The sequence below is a fragment of the Mesorhizobium sp. Cs1321R2N1 genome, assembly GCF_037179725.1.
In the GTDB taxonomy this organism is placed as follows: Bacteria; Pseudomonadota; Alphaproteobacteria; order Rhizobiales; family Rhizobiaceae; genus Mesorhizobium; species Mesorhizobium salmacidum.
Window position 1 is genome coordinate 1 of record NZ_JAPYKP010000144.1, and the last position, 16579, is coordinate 16579.

General features: G+C 63.7%; 15 protein-coding genes and 1 pseudogene. 10 read left to right on the plus strand and 6 right to left on the minus strand.

Annotated elements, in window-relative coordinates; translation table 11 throughout:
• Both O7A61_RS26315 and murA read right to left on the minus strand, forming a co-directional pair.
• Positions 1 to 199, minus strand: a 199-nt coding sequence (locus tag O7A61_RS26315) for a BadF/BadG/BcrA/BcrD ATPase family protein (protein WP_337132287.1), incomplete at its 3' end; no start/stop codon positions are given.
• Positions 196 to 1452 (minus strand): UDP-N-acetylglucosamine 1-carboxyvinyltransferase, encoded by a 1257-nt coding sequence (murA, locus tag O7A61_RS26320; RefSeq protein ID WP_337132288.1) that lies wholly within the window; start codon positions 1450 to 1452, stop codon positions 196 to 198. The genes murA and O7A61_RS26315, both read right to left, overlap by 4 nt.
• A gap of 152 nt (positions 1453 to 1604) precedes the next feature.
• Here murA and O7A61_RS26325 point away from each other — a divergent pair, with 152 nt between their 5' ends.
• Complete coding sequence (locus O7A61_RS26325) at positions 1605 to 2465, plus strand: MurR/RpiR family transcriptional regulator (protein ID WP_337132289.1); 861 nt, start codon at positions 1605 to 1607, stop codon at positions 2463 to 2465.
• Between the two features lie 6 nt (positions 2466 to 2471).
• On the opposite strand, the gene O7A61_RS26330 is transcribed toward O7A61_RS26325, so the two are convergent.
• From O7A61_RS26330 to O7A61_RS26340, 3 genes are all read right to left on the minus strand, one after another.
• Positions 2472 to 3827, minus strand: a complete 1356-nt coding sequence (locus tag O7A61_RS26330) for a glutamine synthetase family protein (RefSeq protein ID WP_337132290.1) — start codon at positions 3825 to 3827, stop codon at positions 2472 to 2474.
• A 248-nt stretch (positions 3828 to 4075) separates the two neighbouring features.
• Positions 4076 to 4774, minus strand: a complete 699-nt coding sequence (locus tag O7A61_RS26335; protein WP_337132291.1) for a GntR family transcriptional regulator — start codon at positions 4772 to 4774, stop codon at positions 4076 to 4078.
• 187 nt (positions 4775 to 4961) lie between these two features.
• Positions 4962 to 7022: a N,N-dimethylformamidase beta subunit family domain-containing protein gene (locus O7A61_RS26340; protein ID WP_337132292.1), complete on the minus strand. Its 2061-nt coding sequence runs from the start codon at positions 7020 to 7022 to the stop codon at positions 4962 to 4964.
• Positions 7023 to 7462: 440 nt separating this feature from the next.
• Here O7A61_RS26340 and ftsZ point away from each other — a divergent pair, with 440 nt between their 5' ends.
• The 9 genes from ftsZ to O7A61_RS26385 all read left to right on the plus strand — a co-directional run bounded on the left by ftsZ (position 7463) and on the right by O7A61_RS26385 (position 16403).
• Entirely contained in the window at positions 7463 to 8500 is a 1038-nt protein-coding gene (ftsZ, locus tag O7A61_RS26345) for a cell division protein FtsZ (RefSeq protein WP_027142209.1), read from the plus strand.
• A 239-nt stretch (positions 8501 to 8739) separates the two neighbouring features.
• Positions 8740 to 9333, plus strand: coding sequence for a class I SAM-dependent methyltransferase (locus tag O7A61_RS26350; RefSeq protein WP_337132293.1), 594 nt, complete (start codon positions 8740 to 8742; stop codon positions 9331 to 9333).
• A gap of 86 nt (positions 9334 to 9419) precedes the next feature.
• Complete coding sequence (locus O7A61_RS26355; protein WP_337132294.1) at positions 9420 to 9665, plus strand: hypothetical protein; 246 nt, start codon at positions 9420 to 9422, stop codon at positions 9663 to 9665.
• A 155-nt stretch (positions 9666 to 9820) separates the two neighbouring features.
• Positions 9821 to 10864, plus strand: a complete 1044-nt coding sequence (locus O7A61_RS26360; protein WP_337132295.1) for a LacI family DNA-binding transcriptional regulator — start codon at positions 9821 to 9823, stop codon at positions 10862 to 10864.
• A gap of 39 nt (positions 10865 to 10903) precedes the next feature.
• Positions 10904 to 12172, plus strand: a complete 1269-nt coding sequence (locus O7A61_RS26365; protein WP_337132296.1) for an ABC transporter substrate-binding protein — start codon at positions 10904 to 10906, stop codon at positions 12170 to 12172.
• Positions 12173 to 12308: 136 nt separating this feature from the next.
• On the plus strand, positions 12309 to 13154 hold the full coding sequence (locus tag O7A61_RS26370) for a carbohydrate ABC transporter permease (protein WP_337132297.1): 846 nt from the start codon (positions 12309 to 12311) through the stop codon (positions 13152 to 13154).
• A gap of 33 nt (positions 13155 to 13187) precedes the next feature.
• Positions 13188 to 14033 carry a carbohydrate ABC transporter permease gene (locus tag O7A61_RS26375; protein WP_337132298.1) on the plus strand — a complete coding sequence of 282 codons (846 nt, stop codon included), beginning with the start codon at positions 13188 to 13190 and terminating at the stop codon, positions 14031 to 14033.
• Between the two features lie 21 nt (positions 14034 to 14054).
• On the plus strand, positions 14055 to 15095 hold the full coding sequence (locus O7A61_RS26380) for an ABC transporter ATP-binding protein (RefSeq protein WP_337132299.1): 1041 nt from the start codon (positions 14055 to 14057) through the stop codon (positions 15093 to 15095).
• Between the two features lie 15 nt (positions 15096 to 15110).
• Positions 15111 to 16403, plus strand: a complete 1293-nt coding sequence (locus tag O7A61_RS26385; protein WP_337132300.1) for an amylo-alpha-1,6-glucosidase — start codon at positions 15111 to 15113, stop codon at positions 16401 to 16403.
• A gap of 71 nt (positions 16404 to 16474) precedes the next feature.
• On the opposite strand, the pseudogene O7A61_RS26390 reads toward O7A61_RS26385, so the two are convergent.
• Positions 16475 to 16579 (minus strand): annotated as a pseudogene (locus O7A61_RS26390) (IS5/IS1182 family transposase); the annotation flags it as partial.

A 16579-nucleotide genomic window follows, 5' to 3' on the forward strand; every position in this document is an offset into this window, starting at 1 on the left:
CGGGCGCGAAACCTGCTTCATCGATCGCCGCGCCGTAGGCTTTGGCAATGGAGCCCCATGCTGCCTCGATGCCGAGCCGCGTCGTCGCCGGGCCGGATAGGCCTTGTCCCAGCACCATGCCTTGCGCGTCCTCGAGACGGGCGCGGCAACCGGTGCCGCCGCCATCGACGCCGAGAAAATAATCCGCGTCGGTATTCATGCGCCCAGCCGCTCGATGTCGGCGCCGCACAGTCGCAGCTTGCGGTCCAGTTGCTCGTAGCCGCGGTCGAGGTGATAGACGCGGTTGATGATGGTCTCGCCTTCGCTGACCAGCGCCGCCAGCACCAGCGACACCGAAGCGCGCAGGTCGGTGGCCATCACTTGCGCCCCGTGCAGTTTCTCGCCGCCGCGCACCAGCGCCATGGTGCCTTGCAGCTTGATGTTGGCGCCGAGCCGCATCAGTTCGGGTACATGCATGAAGCGGTTCTCGAAGATGGTTTCGCGCAGCAGCGAGGCGCCCTGCGCGCAGCACATCAGCGCCATGAACTGCGCCTGCAGGTCGGTCGGGAACCCCGGATAGGGTTCCGTGGTGAGGTCGGCTGCCTTGAGCGGCCGGTCGCGCGAGACGATCAGTCCCCGGTCGCCCGGCCAGACGCTGACGCCGGTCGCCTCCAGCAATTGCACAACCGAGGCCATGTGTTCGAGCCGGGCATGCGTCAGCTCAAGCTGGCCGCCGGTGATGGCGGCGGCGATGGCATAGGTGCCCGCCTCGATGCGGTCCGGGATGATGTCGTGACTGGCGGCGTGCCAGTTGGTGTCGCCCGCGATCAGGATGCGGTGCGTGCCTGCGCCCTCGATGCGCGCGCCCATGGCGCTGAGGCAAGCGGCGAGGTCAGCCACTTCCGGTTCGCGCGCCGCGTTCAGGATCTCGGTTTCGCCCTTGGCCGTGGTCGCCGCCATCATGGCGGTTTCCGTCGCGCCGACCGATGGCGACGGGAGCACGATGCGCGTGCCGGTCAACCCGTTCGGCGCCGAGGCGACGATCAGGCCGTTCTCGATGGCCACCCTGGCGCCCAGCGCGGCGAGTGCGGCGACATGCATGTCGACCGGCCGCGCGCCGATCGCGCAGCCGCCTGGCAGCGAAACCCGGGCATGGCCGAACCGCGCCAGCAACGGCGCCAGCACGAGCACCGTCGCCCGCATCTTCCGAACCGTGTCGTAGGACGTCTCCTTGGAAACGGCGGCACTTGTGTCGATGATCGCGGCATAGGCGGACCGGTTGATTTCGGCGCCGTGAAGCCGCACCACGCCGAGCATGTTTTCGACGTCGGTCACATCAGGCAGGTTGGTCAGTTCGAGCGGGTAGGGGCTGAGCAGCGCAGCCGCGATCTGCGGCAAAGCGGCATTCTTGGCGCCCGATATGGTGACCGCGCCTTGCAATCTCTGTCCGCCGACGATCCGCAATCTATCCATGGCTGAAACCTTGAGGGTCACCCGCGACCTGCCTGGGAATCCCGGGCGGTGACCCGGGTCGAGCTGAGAATTAATTCTGCGTTCTTGGCTGTCAATCAAAATTGGAATAATTTATTCCTCGTCTTGCAGGTCTGAAGAGCGAGGGGATTTACGTGTCTGTCTTAAGCAGGATCAACGCCAAGCTCGACGGCATGGCGCCCGGCGATCGCGAGATCGGCCGTTACATCGTCGACAACCCCAACCAGATGCTGCGGCTTTCGACCGCCGAACTTGCGGCCGAGATCGGCCGCAGCCAGTCGAGCGTCGTCAAGTTCAGCCAGAAGCTCGGCTATGCCAGCTATCAGGAACTCAAGCTCGCCGTCAGCGAGGCCAAGGCGCAGGATTGGCAGGTGCCGGCCGGCGTCATCCACGGCTCGATCGAGGTCGGCGATGGCTTTCCGGTCATCCTGAAGAAGCTGATCGGCAGCAAGCTGCTGTCGATGCAGCAGACCGTCGCCGCCAACAGCGAGCGCATCATCTCCAGGACGCTGGAACTGCTGGATGGCGCGCGGCGCATCCATCTGGTTGGCGTCGGCGCTTCCTCGCTGGTGGCGCGCGATTTCTCCTACAAGCTGATGAAGCTCGGCCGCAATGTGCTGCATGACAGCGACAGCCACATCCAGATGGCCAACGCCTCGACGTTGGGGCCTGGCGATGTGCTGTTCGCGCTCTCCTATTCCGGCGCCAGCATTGAAACCTTGCGCATCGCCGAGCTTGCAGCCAAGCGCGGCACGACGGTGATCGCCGTCACCGGCCTGCATGACAATCCGCTCAGCCGCGTCGCCGACATTCGCCTCTACACCATCGCCGACGAGGAGCGCGCGCGCTCCTCGTCCATCACCGCCCGCGACGCGCAACTGACGCTGACCGACCTTCTGTTCATCCTGCTGGTGCAGAAGCAGCCGGATGCCAACGACTATGTCCACAACAGCGAGGCGGCGGTCACTGTACTGAAGGCCGAGCGGTCGACGTAAAGGGCCTCAGACGCTTTCGAGATAGGTCTCGATCTCGAAATCGCTGACATTCAGGGCAAACGTATTCAATTCCTGGCGTTTGCAAGCGATGAAGGAGTCGCGCAGGATCGCCGGGAAGATCTCCGCCACATGCGTCCCGCCTTCAAAGGTCGCGATCGCCGACGCCCAGTCCGGTGGCAGCTTGGCCGGGGCAACGCCTTGCCCGTCCTTCCCCGCCGGATCGCCCGGCGACATCTGCTTCTCGATGCCGATCAGGGCGGCGCCCAGTATGGCGGCAAGCACCAGATATGGGTTGGCGTCGGCTCCCGAGACGCGATGTTCGATGCGGCGCGCGCCGCTCGGGCCGCCGGGGATGCGGATCGCGACCATGCGGTTCTCGTACCCCCAGGCGACCGCGGTCGGCGCGTAGGATCGTGGGCGCAGCCTCCGGTAGGAATTGAAGTGCGGCGCGAACACCAAAGTGCTTTCGGCCATCGCCGCCAGCAGCCCGCCAACCGCATGGCGCATGATGTCGGAGCCCTGGTCGGTGCCGTCGTCGAACACGTTGCGCCCTTCGTCGTCGACCAGGCTGAAATGAACATGGAAGCCGTTGCCGGCGCGGTCGCCATAGGGCTTGGCCATGAAGCAGGCGGCAAAGCCGTGCTTGCGGGCAATGCCCTTGACCGTGCGCTTGAACAACACCGCATCGTCGGCCGCCCGCAAGGCGTCGGCGACATGGTTCAGGTTGATCTCGAACTGGCCGACGCCGTTTTCGGCGATGGCTGTGTCGACGGGAATGCCTTGCGCGCGGCAGGCTTCGTAGATGTCATGGATGAAGGCTTCGAAATCGTCGATCTCGTCGATCGACAGCGCCGCGTCGGAATCGAGACGCCGCCCGGTGACCGGTGAGACTGGTCCGACAGGCCGCTGCGATTGCGGATCGACCAGGTAGAATTCGAGTTCGGTCGCCGCGACCGGAGTGAGGCCGAGCGCCTTATAGCGATCGAGGATGCGGGCCAGTGCCCGCCGGGGATCGCCGAGATAGGGTGCACCGCTTTCGTCGGCGAGCCAGAGCGGGACGAGCGCCGTCGGATGCGCCGTCCATTCCACCGGCAGAATGCCGCGTCCCGTCCATTGGCAAAGCCCATCGGCATCGCCGGTCGAGAAGACCAGGCTGTTGCCTTCGATGTCCTCGCCCCAGACATCGAGCCCGATCAGCGAATAGGGCATGCGCAGCTTGCCTTCCAGCGCCTTGCGCGCCTGCTCGACCGGGATCCGCTTACCCCGCATGATGCCGTTGAGGTCGCACACCGCGGCCCTCAGGCTCTGGATGTCACTTCGGCTTTCAAGCCAACTTAAAACGTCCGCAATTGCATCGCTCAATTTCCGTTACCTCTGGTTCCCTGCGGTGCCGCGCCTGAGGCGGCAACCCTATTTCACGACAAGACAGCTGATGAGTTCACGAAGGCATCTCCGACATCAGTCGGAAGAGTTTCCTTCATTTTTTCAAATCATTAGCGGGGATGTCGGGAGGCATTTCAGGAACCAGTTGCGCGATCTGCGATCGCAACATAGAGGCAAGAAGCGGGAAAGCCAAGGGGCATCTGGTGACGGATCCAGGAGACGTCGGCCTAGCTCCTCGCTTCCGGGAATTTGCCGTGCCGCAGTATGTGGGCGGCGCCCTCGTCGATGTCGCGAACGATGGCCGCCCGCGCCCGCGCGCCGTCCTGGGCCTCGATCGCGGCGACGACTTCCTCATGATAGTCGATATCCAGAATGGAGGAGAGGTTGTCCTCGAACCCCGTGGCGAGGTTTCGGAGAAACGGGCCGACCTGCATCCACACCGTCTCGATCAGGAAGATCATCTGCTCGTTGCCGCAATGGCGATAGATCGAGAATTTGAAATCGTGGTTCTTCCTGAGATAGTCGCCGATATCGCCCTTGCGGGCCGCCAGGGTCAATTCGGTGCAATGGCGTCGGATCGCCCGCAGATTGTTGCCGTTGATGAGTTTCGTCGCAAGCTCGGTCGCCGGGCCTTCTAGGAGCGTACGCACGGCGGTCAATTGCGAAAACCGCTCGGCCGAGATCACCGGCACCTCGACGCTGCCGTTCGGCATCGGGCTCAGCGCCCGCAATGCCTGCAGCCGCATGAAGGCACTGCGCACCGGCATGTCGCTGGTGCCGAGTTCCCTGGCGAGTTTGCGCGAGGTCAGCTTCTGGCCGGGCAGGAATTGGCCCGACATCAGGGCCCGCACGAGCTCCAGATAGACCTTCTCATGCAGGGGCACGGTATCGACGGCGGTCAAACCGAAATGTGTTCTGTCGGCCATTGGCGGGAGCGCTGCTTCATCCGTTCTGAAAATGACCTGACCTCACGCGCCGCGGACAAGCCTTGAGCCGGGCACGGCGGGAACACCCAGGCCGCCGATTGATCAGGCATGATAGACGCTTCGATCGTTGCGCGGCAAGCCAACTGCTGGAACCGGCGCGGTGCCGCGGGCGCCTACCTTTCCGGGGCTATCGATCCGGGGTCTGCCGGCTCGTTTTCCCTGCCAGACGCGCCAGCAAATTCTTGGTGATCCGGCCGACGTCGTTCATGGCATCGCCCGCCGGCAAGGCGCCGCACCAGGCGACCGAACTCGCGCAGAAGATCAGGCCGCCCGAAGGCAGATGGCGCAGCGTCATCTCCGCGCAGCGGCGCCCGTCGCGCTCGCTGTCACCTCCTTCGTACCAGCGGGTGGCGTCATGAACGAAGCTGTCCGGAAAACCGGTCGCGCGCGCGATGACCATGGTCTCGGGGGATGTGCCCAGATGCGGGTCGGTGGCGTCGACCTCGTAGCCGGCGGCGCCGCCGAGCACGATGCCGTCATCGCCGAAGGTCTCGCTGGTGAGGCCGTCGAACAGCCACGCGGCCGAGGGTTGACGGCTTTCCGGCGTGCGCGTGAAAGGCCGCGCGGCGTCGAACCCCATCAGCGAGATGGCGACGCCCGTCAGCGAGAACTCGCCGCGCCCGCTGGCGCGCAGATAGCCGCCCGGCTGGTTTGTGATCGACAGTGACTGTTCGGCGATGGCACCGTCCCAGGTCCGGCCCGCCTCGAGCGGCGAGCGGCGCAGTTCCATCAGATCGTCGTGGAACGCGACCTTGCCGGCAAAACCGTTGCCTCCGAGATAGGCGATGCTGCCGCCCGCCGCCGCGAACTGGCGCAGCGCATGCTCCATTTCGACCGACATGTATTCGGGGTGGCTGCCGGTGATGACCGCCTGATAATCCTGCAAGCCGGCAAGGCCCCGCTCATGCAGGTCGCGGTCGGTGATGAGATCGAAGGCAATCCCGTTGCTGTGGCAGAAGCGCAGAAAATGCAGGTCGACCGGCAGATTGTGCGGACAGCCGCACAGCGGATAATTGTAGTCGTCGCGCAGCGTCGCCTTCGGCTTCCTGGTGGAACAGATCGACACGCCGCTGAGGTCGCTGTGATAGTCGTAGAGCGATTTCAAATTGTTATCGATCGCGAAGCGATGGCCGCGATCCTCGCACCTCCATTCGTAGAGATGCGCCGGCAGGAATTCATCCGCGTAGGCGAGGTAGGTGGCCGTCGGCACCAGGAACACCAGTGGCGCGCGGCGTGCCGACGAAGTGATGAAGAAGACGATACGCTCCGATCCTTGGTCGTGACCGACCTCGAAGGCATAGACCCCGGGCGGCGCCTCGGCGGGAACCTGCAATTGGCAGGAGGCGGGCCACTGCAACGCGCCCATGTCGTCGTCGTGGCAATGCACCGCGTCGTAATGCGACGGCACCAGGCGGGGGTCGAAACTCGACCCGTCCCAGCGCCGCGAGGTCATGCAGAAGGCGGGCTGGTTGATCGTTTCCAGGAAGAGGACGCGATCGGTGCCTGTCGAGGCGAGCGGGCCGCCCGGCAGCAGGGTCGGAAACGTCCAGGCGACACGACCAGCCGCGGTTTGCAGCGAGATCGCGGAGAATTTCGCGTTGAGCGACCTGACATCGTTTGCCGTGCTGGTACCGAAGACCATGTCGCCAGGCAGGGGGCGCCACGGCAGGTCGAATCCGTAATCCAGGTGAAACGGCGCGAGGAGATCGTCCGAGTCGATCCGCAGCACGGTCGCGCCATCGTTCGACGAAATCTCGACCTTGAGCCAGGTGTTCGCCAGCAACGCAACGCCGCTATCGAGCGACTTGCCGTCGTGGCCTGATATCAGCCGGCCGTCCTGCAAGCCGAGGCACAGGTTGCCGCTCTCGAACAGCACGCGGGCGCCATCGTTGCGGGTCAAGTACACTTCGAAGGCGACGCCTTCGATCTCGGTGGCCTTGGCCAGTTCGGTCGCCGCAACCCGGAGGAAGGATCCATGATCGAAGTCACGATGCGATACGGCATTTCCTGTCGGCTCGACGCGCCAGTTCATCGGCTCGGCCCCGGGTGTGTCGAGCCGCACGATCCTGATGTCGCGTACCTGCCGCGACGACGAGACATGAAGGGCGACCGGTGTTCCGGCCGCCGTATGCCAGGGAACGGTGTAGCCTGAGACGGCCATGGCGCCGTGATCGACGGGGCGTTTCATCGCTGCAAAGGTCCGTGCCGCGATCCCGGCGGCCGCAATCTCATGGATGGCAAACTGGACAATTCTTTCATACCTTTTCGGGTTCTGGAGGGGATATATACCCTCTAGCTTTGATTGGTGACGAAGTCCGCAGGGATATCCTGGCCATTGGGACGATCGGCAAAGGCGGGTTCTGCCCAGCCATCGCCGGGCATCCGTCGTGGTGCCTGGTCTGCGACGACACTATCGCGATCACCCAGGACCGGACAGTCGGTCGCGTGGGGTTCGGCCTCTTCATCACAAATCTTGACCTTCCCGCACTTGCACGTCCGGCCGCTCTCTGGCTTTTTGGGGTATCCATCCGAACGGACTGATTCGCGTCATGCCGCTCGATTGCAATGTCTACGGGCAGTCTGCTTGTGGGCCGTGAAGCGCACGCAGTTGGCGAAGGAGAAGCAGGCATGGCCGAGTTCAAGAAGCCGGAAATCTCCGAGATGAGACCCAAGATCACCGTGATCGGCGTCGGCGGCGGTGGCGGCAACGCGATCAACAACATGATCGTCGAACAGCTTCAGGGAACCGAGTTCATTGCCGCCAACACCGATGCCCAGGCGCTGACCATGTCGAAGGCGACGCGGCTGATCCAGCTTGGCGCGCACGTCACGGAAGGGCTTGGCGCCGGCTCGTTGCCCGAGATCGGCCGTGCCGCTGCCGAAGAATCGCTCGACGAGATCATGGATCATCTGGCCGGCACCCACATGTGCTTCGTCACTGCCGGCATGGGCGGCGGCACCGGAACCGGTGCGGCCCCGATCATCGCCCAGGCGGCGCGCAAGGCCGGCATCCTGACGGTCGGCGTCGTCACCAAACCGTTCACCTTCGAAGGCCGGCGCCGCATGCAGATGGCCGAAGAGGGCATCGAGCGGCTGCGCGAGGCCGCCGACACCGTGATCGTGATCCCCAACCAGAACCTGTTCCGGATCGCCGATGCCAAGACCACCTTCGCCGATGCCTTCGTCATCGCCGACCGGGTGCTCTATTCCGGCGTCAGCTGCATCACCGATCTCATCGTCAAGGAAGGCCTGATCAATCTTGACTTCGCCGACGTCAAATCGGTGATGCGTGGCATGGGCCGCGCCATGATGGGAACCGGCGAGGCGTCCGGCGACGGCCGGGCGATGAAGGCGGCGGAAGCCGCGATCGCCAACCCGCTGCTCGACGAAATGTCCATGAAGGGCGCCAAGGGCGTGCTGGTCTCGATCTCGGGCGGCAGGGACATGACACTGTTCGAGGTCGACGAGGCGGCCACGCGCATCCGCGAGGAAGTCTACGAGGATGCCGACATCATCGTCGGCGCCATCTTCGACAAGAGCATGGAAGGCCGCTTCAGGGTCTCGGTGGTGGCGACGGGGCTCGATCGTTCGCTCGGCGAGGGTGATGCCGATCCCGGCATCGCGCGCGACCACGCCGGCCAACCGCCACAGCGGACGCTGCAGTAGGCTTGCTTGATCAGGATTGATTGGGCTCGGGACTAATTTAAGTCGGTCCGGCTGCTTTGCGCGGCCATTCTCAGGCTCGCCGCATGGCGACCGCCTGTAGCTTCGTCTCGACCGTGTCTTGGCTGAAGCCGCGCCATGCAGATGGCGGGTTCGTTCGAATCCGTTTCTAGAGCACGTCCGTCTAATCAGGATCACATTCGCTATGCGTCTGCCAGGCTTCTCATGGCGACGACAACGGATTGGTTGCCATCAGATATCGCGTCTGTTTACCTGAGCCAGCTATCGAGGTCCGATATTGCCGGCGATTCGCGGAGGGGAACATCAGTACCGGCAGAAATTCAACATCGACCGGCCATGAAGCGAGTGACGCAAGCTGGCTCGATCTTCATTTCGAGTCATCCCGGCCGGAATACGAAGACGCACTTACCCAAGTTGGAATGCAACGTGGCTGGGACGTGCTCGATGCGGGATGTGGGGGCGGAAGCTTCCTTCCGCTCATCTGCGAGCTGATTGGCTCCAACGGGTCCGTGACAGCTCTTGATCTTGCGCCTGAGAATATTCAACGCGCCGAGAACTTGACCAAGGATGTCCCGGATCGGCCGAAGGTGCACACCCGCGTCGGCAGCATTCTGTCGCTTCCTTTCAACCATGCTTCCTTCGATTGCGTGTGGTCCGCCAATGTCATGCAATATCTCACGCCGGCGGAATTTCAGCAGGCCACGGATGAGGTAAGACGCGTATTGAAGCCCGGCGGCATTCTCGCCGTAAAGGACTTCGATTCGACGCTTCTGCAGATGCTGCCTATGATCACGGGGTATTTACCCGCTTCATGACGGCGCGATTGCAGACGTTCCGCGACAAGGGAGTGCTTGGCACCGATTGTGGCTCCTCGCTTCCCGGACTTTTGCGGGATGCAGGAATGGAGATCGTCTGGCGCAAAGGCTGGCTCGTTGAACGGTGGGCCCCTGCTGGCGAGCACACGCGCAATTATGTACGCGACTTAATCTCCTATTTCACGACTGCAGCGCCGGATTACGGCCTCCCTGAGAGCGATCAGCACTATTGGAAGGAACTGGCAGCAAATCCAGGGAGCCTGCTTGATCAGCCTGATTTCTGCTACCGCGAATTCTTCGTTCTGACGGTTTGCAGGAACGCGGCAGTCTAAGAGCACGTCCGTTTTTTTAATCAGGGTCATCTCCTGCAGCTGAAATAGGGAATCCCAATCCCGATTCCCTATAGGACGCCCCAGGCCGAATTTAAAACGTTTGCGTTTTTGCGAAAGCCGATTACAAACGTTTCAAATTCGTTCGAGGAGGAACGATGACGAACCGCGTCATCACGCTGAAGGAGCTCGCGGCAAGCCTCGACCTGTCGATCACGACGGTGTCGCGGGCGCTTGCCGGCCACGAACAGATCGCTCTCAAGACGCGCGAACGTGTCGCGCAAGCGGCGCGCCAGGCCGGCTACGTACCCAACACGGCGGCGCGCACGCTCGTTTCCGGCCGCAGCGGTTTCGTCGGCCTGGTGGTGCCGATACGCGGGCCCAATCTTGTCGATTCCTTTCTCGGCGAATTTGTCACCGGGCTCGGCGAAGGGCTGGTGTCGCATGGCGCCGACCTCATCCTTGCCACCGCCGCACTTGGCCATTCGGAACTGTCGGTGCTGCGCCATGTCGTCGAATCCGGACGTGCCGATGGCGTCGTCGTCACCCGTATCGCCGAAGTCGACGAACGCCTCGCCTATCTGCGCGAGCGTGGCTTTCCGTTCGTCGCTCACGGCCGGCTGCTCGACAGCGACTTTGCCTACAACTGGCTCGACACCGACGGCGCGCATGCCTTCGGCGAGGCTTTCGACATGCTCTACGATCTCGGCCACCGCCATTTCGGCCTGGTGACGATCTCCGAGCCGATGACCTTTCGCCATCTGCGACAGGATGGCCTTGCCACCGCTATCGCCCGGCGGGGCGACCCGTCGGTGCGGCTCGACGTGGTGACGGCGCCGCGCTTCGATCATGAGGCCCGCATCGAGGCCGTCAACCGGATGCTGAAAGGGCCTGACAGACCGACGGCAATCGTCGCTCTGTTCGACGAGCTGGCGCTGACGGTAATGGAGGAGGCCGCCCGTGCGGGCCTCGATGTGCCGCGCGACCTCTCCGTCATCGGTTTCGACAACATTGCCGCATCGGCCTATGCGCCGCCGGGCCTCACCACGTTCGATGCCTCGATCCGCCAATGCGCGCGCGAGATCGCCGACATGCTGCTTACGGTCATCGCCGGTAAGCCCGGCAAACCGCTGACGCGACTGATCAGGCCGACGTTGGTTGCGCGCGCAAGCCATGGACCTGCACCGCAGACAAGAAGCTGACGCCGCCATGACGGCGCATATCCAGGGAGGAAGACCGTGATGAAGGGATTGAAAACGCTGGCCGGCGTTGCGCTGGCACTGTCGCTTGCCTCAGGTGAGGCGCATGCCCAGCAGGTGCTGTTCTGGTCGACGCAGGCGCGCCCGGTCGAGGAAACGCAGAAGATGCGCGACGAGGTGCTGAAGGGGTTCGACGGCGCGGTCGACTATCAGGTCGCCGAGGCCGGCCCCTGGCTCACCCGCCTGCAGGCCGAATTGCAGGCCGGCACCGGCACCATCGGCGTGCTCGGTGGCCTGCATGGCGACTTCTCCAGCGTCGGCGCGAACCTTGCCGATCTGTCCGGCGTCGATGTCGGTGCCGTCAAGGTCAACGAAGCCTACAGGAAACTCGGCATGCTCGGCAGCGGCGAGCAGAAATACCTGCCGTGGATGCAGGCCACCTACCTGATGGCGGCCAACAAGCAGGCGCTGCAATATTTGCCGCAAGGCGTCGATCTCAACACCATCACCTATGACCAGCTGATCGAATGGTCGAAAAACATCGCCGAGAAGACCGGTTCGCCGAAATTCGGTTTTCCGGCCGGTCCCAAAGGGCTGAAGCATCGTTTCTTCGAAGGCTTCCTCTATCCGTCCTACACCGGCTCGATGGTGACCAAGTTCCGCTCGGCCGAAGCCGAGATCGCCTGGAACAAGTTCAAGGAACTCTGGCAGTACACCAACCCGAACTCGACCAACTATGCCTTCATGCAGGAACCGCTCTTGAGCGGCGATGTCTGGGTGGCGTTCGACCATGTCGCGCGCCTTGCCGACGCCTTCAACAAGAAGCCCGGCGACTTCGTCGCCTTTCCGGCGCCGGCCGGCCCCGCCGGCCGCGGTTTCATGCCCGTCGTGGCCGGCGTCGCCATCCCCAAGACGTCGCCTGATATCGACAAGGCCAAGGCGCTGGTCGCCTATATGCTCAAGCCGGAAACCCAGATCGCGACGCTCAAGGCGACCAATTTCTTCCCGGTCGTCGACGTCAAGCTGCCAGACGATATGCCGGCCTCGGTCAAGGCCTTCGGCCCGGCGATCGCCACCATGACCGGTGCTTCCGATGCGCTGCCGGCGTTGCTGCCGATGGGGCTCGGCGATCTCGATGGCAAGTTCAACCAGGTCTACACCGACAGCTTCGAGCGCATCGTGCTCGGCGGCGAGGACGTCCATGGCGTGCTCGGCGAGGAAGCGACGGCGCTCAAGGCGATCATCGACCAGTCCAAGGCGCCGTGCTGGGCGCCCGACAAGCCATCCGACGGCGCGTGTCCGGTCGATTAGACCATGATCCCGAAAAGTGGAAACCGGTTTTCGGAACAGATCATGGTCAAACAAAAGTAGGGATCCTCCCAAGGGGGCGTCCGGAGTTTGTTGCACTCCGGGCGCCCAGGCCGCGGCATCGCAAAGGATAAACACCATGCACGGCAAGGCTTTGCCCTATCTGCTGCTGATGCCGGCGACCTTGTTCCTCTGCATCTTCTTCCTCTATCCATTCGCCCTGGTCGCCTTCGAGGCGGTGACCCGCGGCGGCGCCTTCACACTCGATAATTTCCGCACCATGGCCGGCAGCTGGAAATTCCCCGTCACGGTGCGCAACACCCTGCTGCTGGCGGCAATCGTCGTGCCGATCCAACTGGTCATGGCTCTTTTGATGGCCAGCGTGGTTTCGCGGCTGGAGACCGGACGAAGTGCCGTCCTCTACGTCTTCGCCATTCCGCTCGGCATTTCCGATCTCGCCGCCGGCCTGATCTGGCTCGCCATCTTCGACCAGTCCGGCTTCCTCAACACACTGCTTTCCGGCCTCGGCATCGTCGACAGGCCGGTCATGTTCCTCGGCTACCAGAGCAAGCTGACCATCTTCATCGCCGTGGCGCTGGCCGAGATCTGGCGCGCCACCGCGATCATGATGGTCATCCTGGTGGCCGGCATGGGCCTGATCCCCAAGGAATACTACGAGGCGGCGGAGGTGTTTGGCGCCAGCCCGTGGCAGCGCTTTGTGCGTATCACGCTGCCGCTGCTTCGTCCCAGCCTGCAGACGGCCATCATCCTGCGCGTCATTCTCGCCTTCGAGGTCTTCGCCGTCGTCGCGGCACTTGGCGGCACCAACCTGCCGGTGCTGATGGGTGAGACCTACAACTGGCAGTTCACGTTGCAGGACCGCAATGTCGCGGCCGCCTCCGCGCTGCTCATCCTCGCCATCTCGATCGGCTTCACGCTGTTCTTCCTCCGGGTGCTGCGCGTGCCCAAGGAGGCCAGGATATGAAAGGGGGGGTCAGGATATGAAGGACGCGCGGATATGAGCGCCGTGACCGATGCGCGGGTCACCACGCCGGCCGATGCCCGCAAGGCCGGCAACTGGCTGCTGATCGCCACCGCGATCGTGCTCAGCGTCTGGGTGCTGCTGCCGATTTATCTCCTGATCGTCAATGCGCTGTCGTCGCCCGGTGAGGTCACCGCGTTTCCCAAGCGCTTTCTCCCGTCCTTCGACCTCGGCAGCCTGTCGTTCTTCATCAACTTCGCCGGCGTCGCCAGGGCGCTGTGGAACTCGGTGCTCGTCGCCACGCTGACGATGATCCTGGCAATCGGCTTCGGCGCGCCGGCCGGCTACGCGCTGTCGCGCTTCGATTTTCCGGGAAAGGGCACGTTCCGCTTCCTGGTGCTGATGACCCGTGCTTTCCCGCTGCCGCTGCTGGCCTTGCCCTTGGCGGTGATGTTCATCCGCACCGGCCTCGACGACACCGCCATCGGGCTGGCGCTGGTTCACACCACGCTGGCGCTGCCGTTCGCCGTGCTCATCACCTTTTCGCTCTTCTCCGGCATTCCAGTCGAGCTCGAGGAAGCGGCCTGGACGCTCGGCTGCACACGTTGGCAAGCTTTTCGCAAGGTCATCCTGCCGCTTGCCTTGCCCGGCATCGCCGCTTCGGCGGTATTTGCCTTCACCATCTCCTGGAACGAGGTGTTCGCCGCCGCCGTGCTCACCATCGAGAACCGCACGCTGACAGCCTTCCTGCTGCAGAGCCTTGGTGAATCGCCGCTCTATCTCAAATTCGCCGGCGGCGCGGCCTTGGTCGTGCCGGCGCTGATCTTCATCTTCGCCGTCCGAAAATACCTGTTCGCCATGTGGGGGATCGCCAACCGATGACACGCGCCACGGAGACGGCTGATGGCTGAAATCGCAATCAAGGGCGTGGCCAAGCGCTTCGGCGACTTCACCGCGCTGCATCAGGTCGACCTCACCATCGCCGACCAGGAATTCATGGTGCTGCTCGGGGCCTCGGGCTGCGGCAAGACCACGCTGCTCAGGATCGTCGCCGGACTGGAGACACCGAGCCAGGGCGAGGTCTGGATCGGCGGCCGCCGCGTCGATCATCTGCCGCCGCGCGATCGCGGCATCGCCATGGTGTTCCAGAATTATGCCGTCTTTCCGCACCTGACCGTATTCGAGAACATTGCCTTCGGCCTGCGCATGAAGAAATTGCCGCGGCAGGAGATCGAGCGCCGCGTCAACCGCACCGCCGAACTCATGCATATCGAGCAATTGCTGAAGCGCTACTCCGGCCAGTTGTCAGGCGGCCAGCGCCAGCGTGTCGCCGTCGCCCGCGCGCTCGCCATGGAGCCCGATGTCATCCTGATGGACGAGCCGCTGTCGAACCTCGACGCGCTGCTGCGGCTGGAAATGCGGGCCGAACTCAAGGGCGTGCTTGCCGGGTCGAAGACCACCACCATCTATGTCACCCACGACCAGGTCGAGGCGATGAGCCTCGCCGACCGCATTGCCGTCATGCATCAGGGCCGCATCGTCCAGGCTGCGTCGCCGGTCGAGGTCTACCGTAATCCGGCGGCGCGCTTCGTCGGCTCCTTCATCGGCAATCCGCCGATGAATTTCCTGCCCGCGACCAAGACAGCAAACGGAAACTGGAATGTTGCCGGGCTGGCGCTGTCCGGTCCCAAATCGGACAGGCAGAAGGTCGAGTTCGCCATTCGCCCCGAGGATGTCGATGCGGGCGGCGAGGGCCTGCCCGCCACGGTGCGGATCATCGAGCCGCTCGGGCCGCACACGCTGGTCACCTGCGATGTCGAGGGCGCCCTGTTCCGCGCCGTGCTCGAGTCCGGCGCAGTCATTGCCGTCGGCGATCGCCTGCGGCTCGCTCCCAAGCCCGACCGCATCCGCTGGTTCGACCCCGAAACGACGCAAGCCCTGTGAAAGACCTAACCACCCATGACCGCTCATGCCGCCAATGACATCATCGCCCGCGCCGTCGACGTGCTGAAGGAGAACGATCAGGGGACCTATACCATCCCGACAAAAGGTCTCTATCCGTTCCAATGGAACTGGGATTCCTGCCTGACGGCGCTCGGCCTTGCCCATTATGACGAAGCGCGCGCCTGGACCGAGATCGAGACGTTGTTTGCGCATCAGTGGCCGGACGGCATGGTGCCGCATATCGTCTTCCATGTCTGGAACGACAGCTATTTTCCCGGTCCCGAGGTCTGGCGAACCGGTCGCCCGACCGCCACGTCAGGCATCACCCAGCCAGCCGTCGCCGGCTTTGCCGTGCGGCGCCTGTTCGACCGCGCCAAGGACAGAAAATTGGCCGCCGAGCGGGCCCGCGCGCTGCTGCCGAAGATCGACGCCTGGCATCGCTGGTTCTACGAAAACCGCGACCCCAAGGGGGAGGGGCTGGTCGCCATCATCCATCCCTGGGAATCCGGCCGCGACAATTCCATCGATTGGGACGATGCCTTCGAGCGCGTGCCGACCGAAGGCGTCGAGCCCTACACGCGTCGTGATACCTTGCATGCCGATCCGGCACATCGCCCGACCAAGGCGCAGTACGATCGTTATCTCTGGCTGGTGCAGTGTTTTCGCGGGCTCGGTTGGGACAACGCGAAACTGCACGATGCCTCACCTTTCCAGATTGTCGATCCCGGCTTCAACGCCATCCTGATCCGCGCCGCCACCGACCTTGCCTATCTTGCCGAAGCGCTTGGCGAGACGGCGATCGCCAAGGCCAACCGCACCCGCGCGCGAAAGGGCCTGGCGGCCATGGAACGGCTTTGGAGCGACGCGCACGGCCAATACCTCTGTCTCGACCGTGTCGCCGGCACGCTGGTCGACAGCGCTTCCGTTGGCGGCATCCTGCCGGCCTTTGCCGCAATCCCGAAAGATCGCGCCGCTGCAGTCGCCGCGACCGTCGAATGCCTTGCCGGCACGGCGCGTTACGTCGTGCCGTCACATGATCCCGGTGATCGGCGCTTCGACGCCAAGCGCTACTGGCGCGGCCCGGTCTGGCTGGTGGTCAACTACATGATCGCCGACGGCCTTGCCGCCGCCGGCCACGGTCAGGTCGCACAGCGCATCACGCAATCCAGCCTCGACTTGATCCGGGAGAGCGGATTTGCCGAATACTACGACCCGCTGACCGGTGAGCCGCTCGGCGGCGGCCGTTTCACCTGGACGGCGGCGATGGTGATCGAGTTTTTGCGTGATGCGCAAGTGGGTGGTGCCTAAGCATGTCGGGGCGGGAACGCTTCGTCTCTTCAGGATGCCTTTTCGCCGACTAGGGCGTAGTGACGATTTAACTACCTGAGCCAGATAGCGATAGCGGCAAGTTTGACAAAGCCCATGAAGTTGGCGAGCAACTTGTCGTATCGTGTTGCGACGCGGCGGAACTGTTTGAGTTTGTT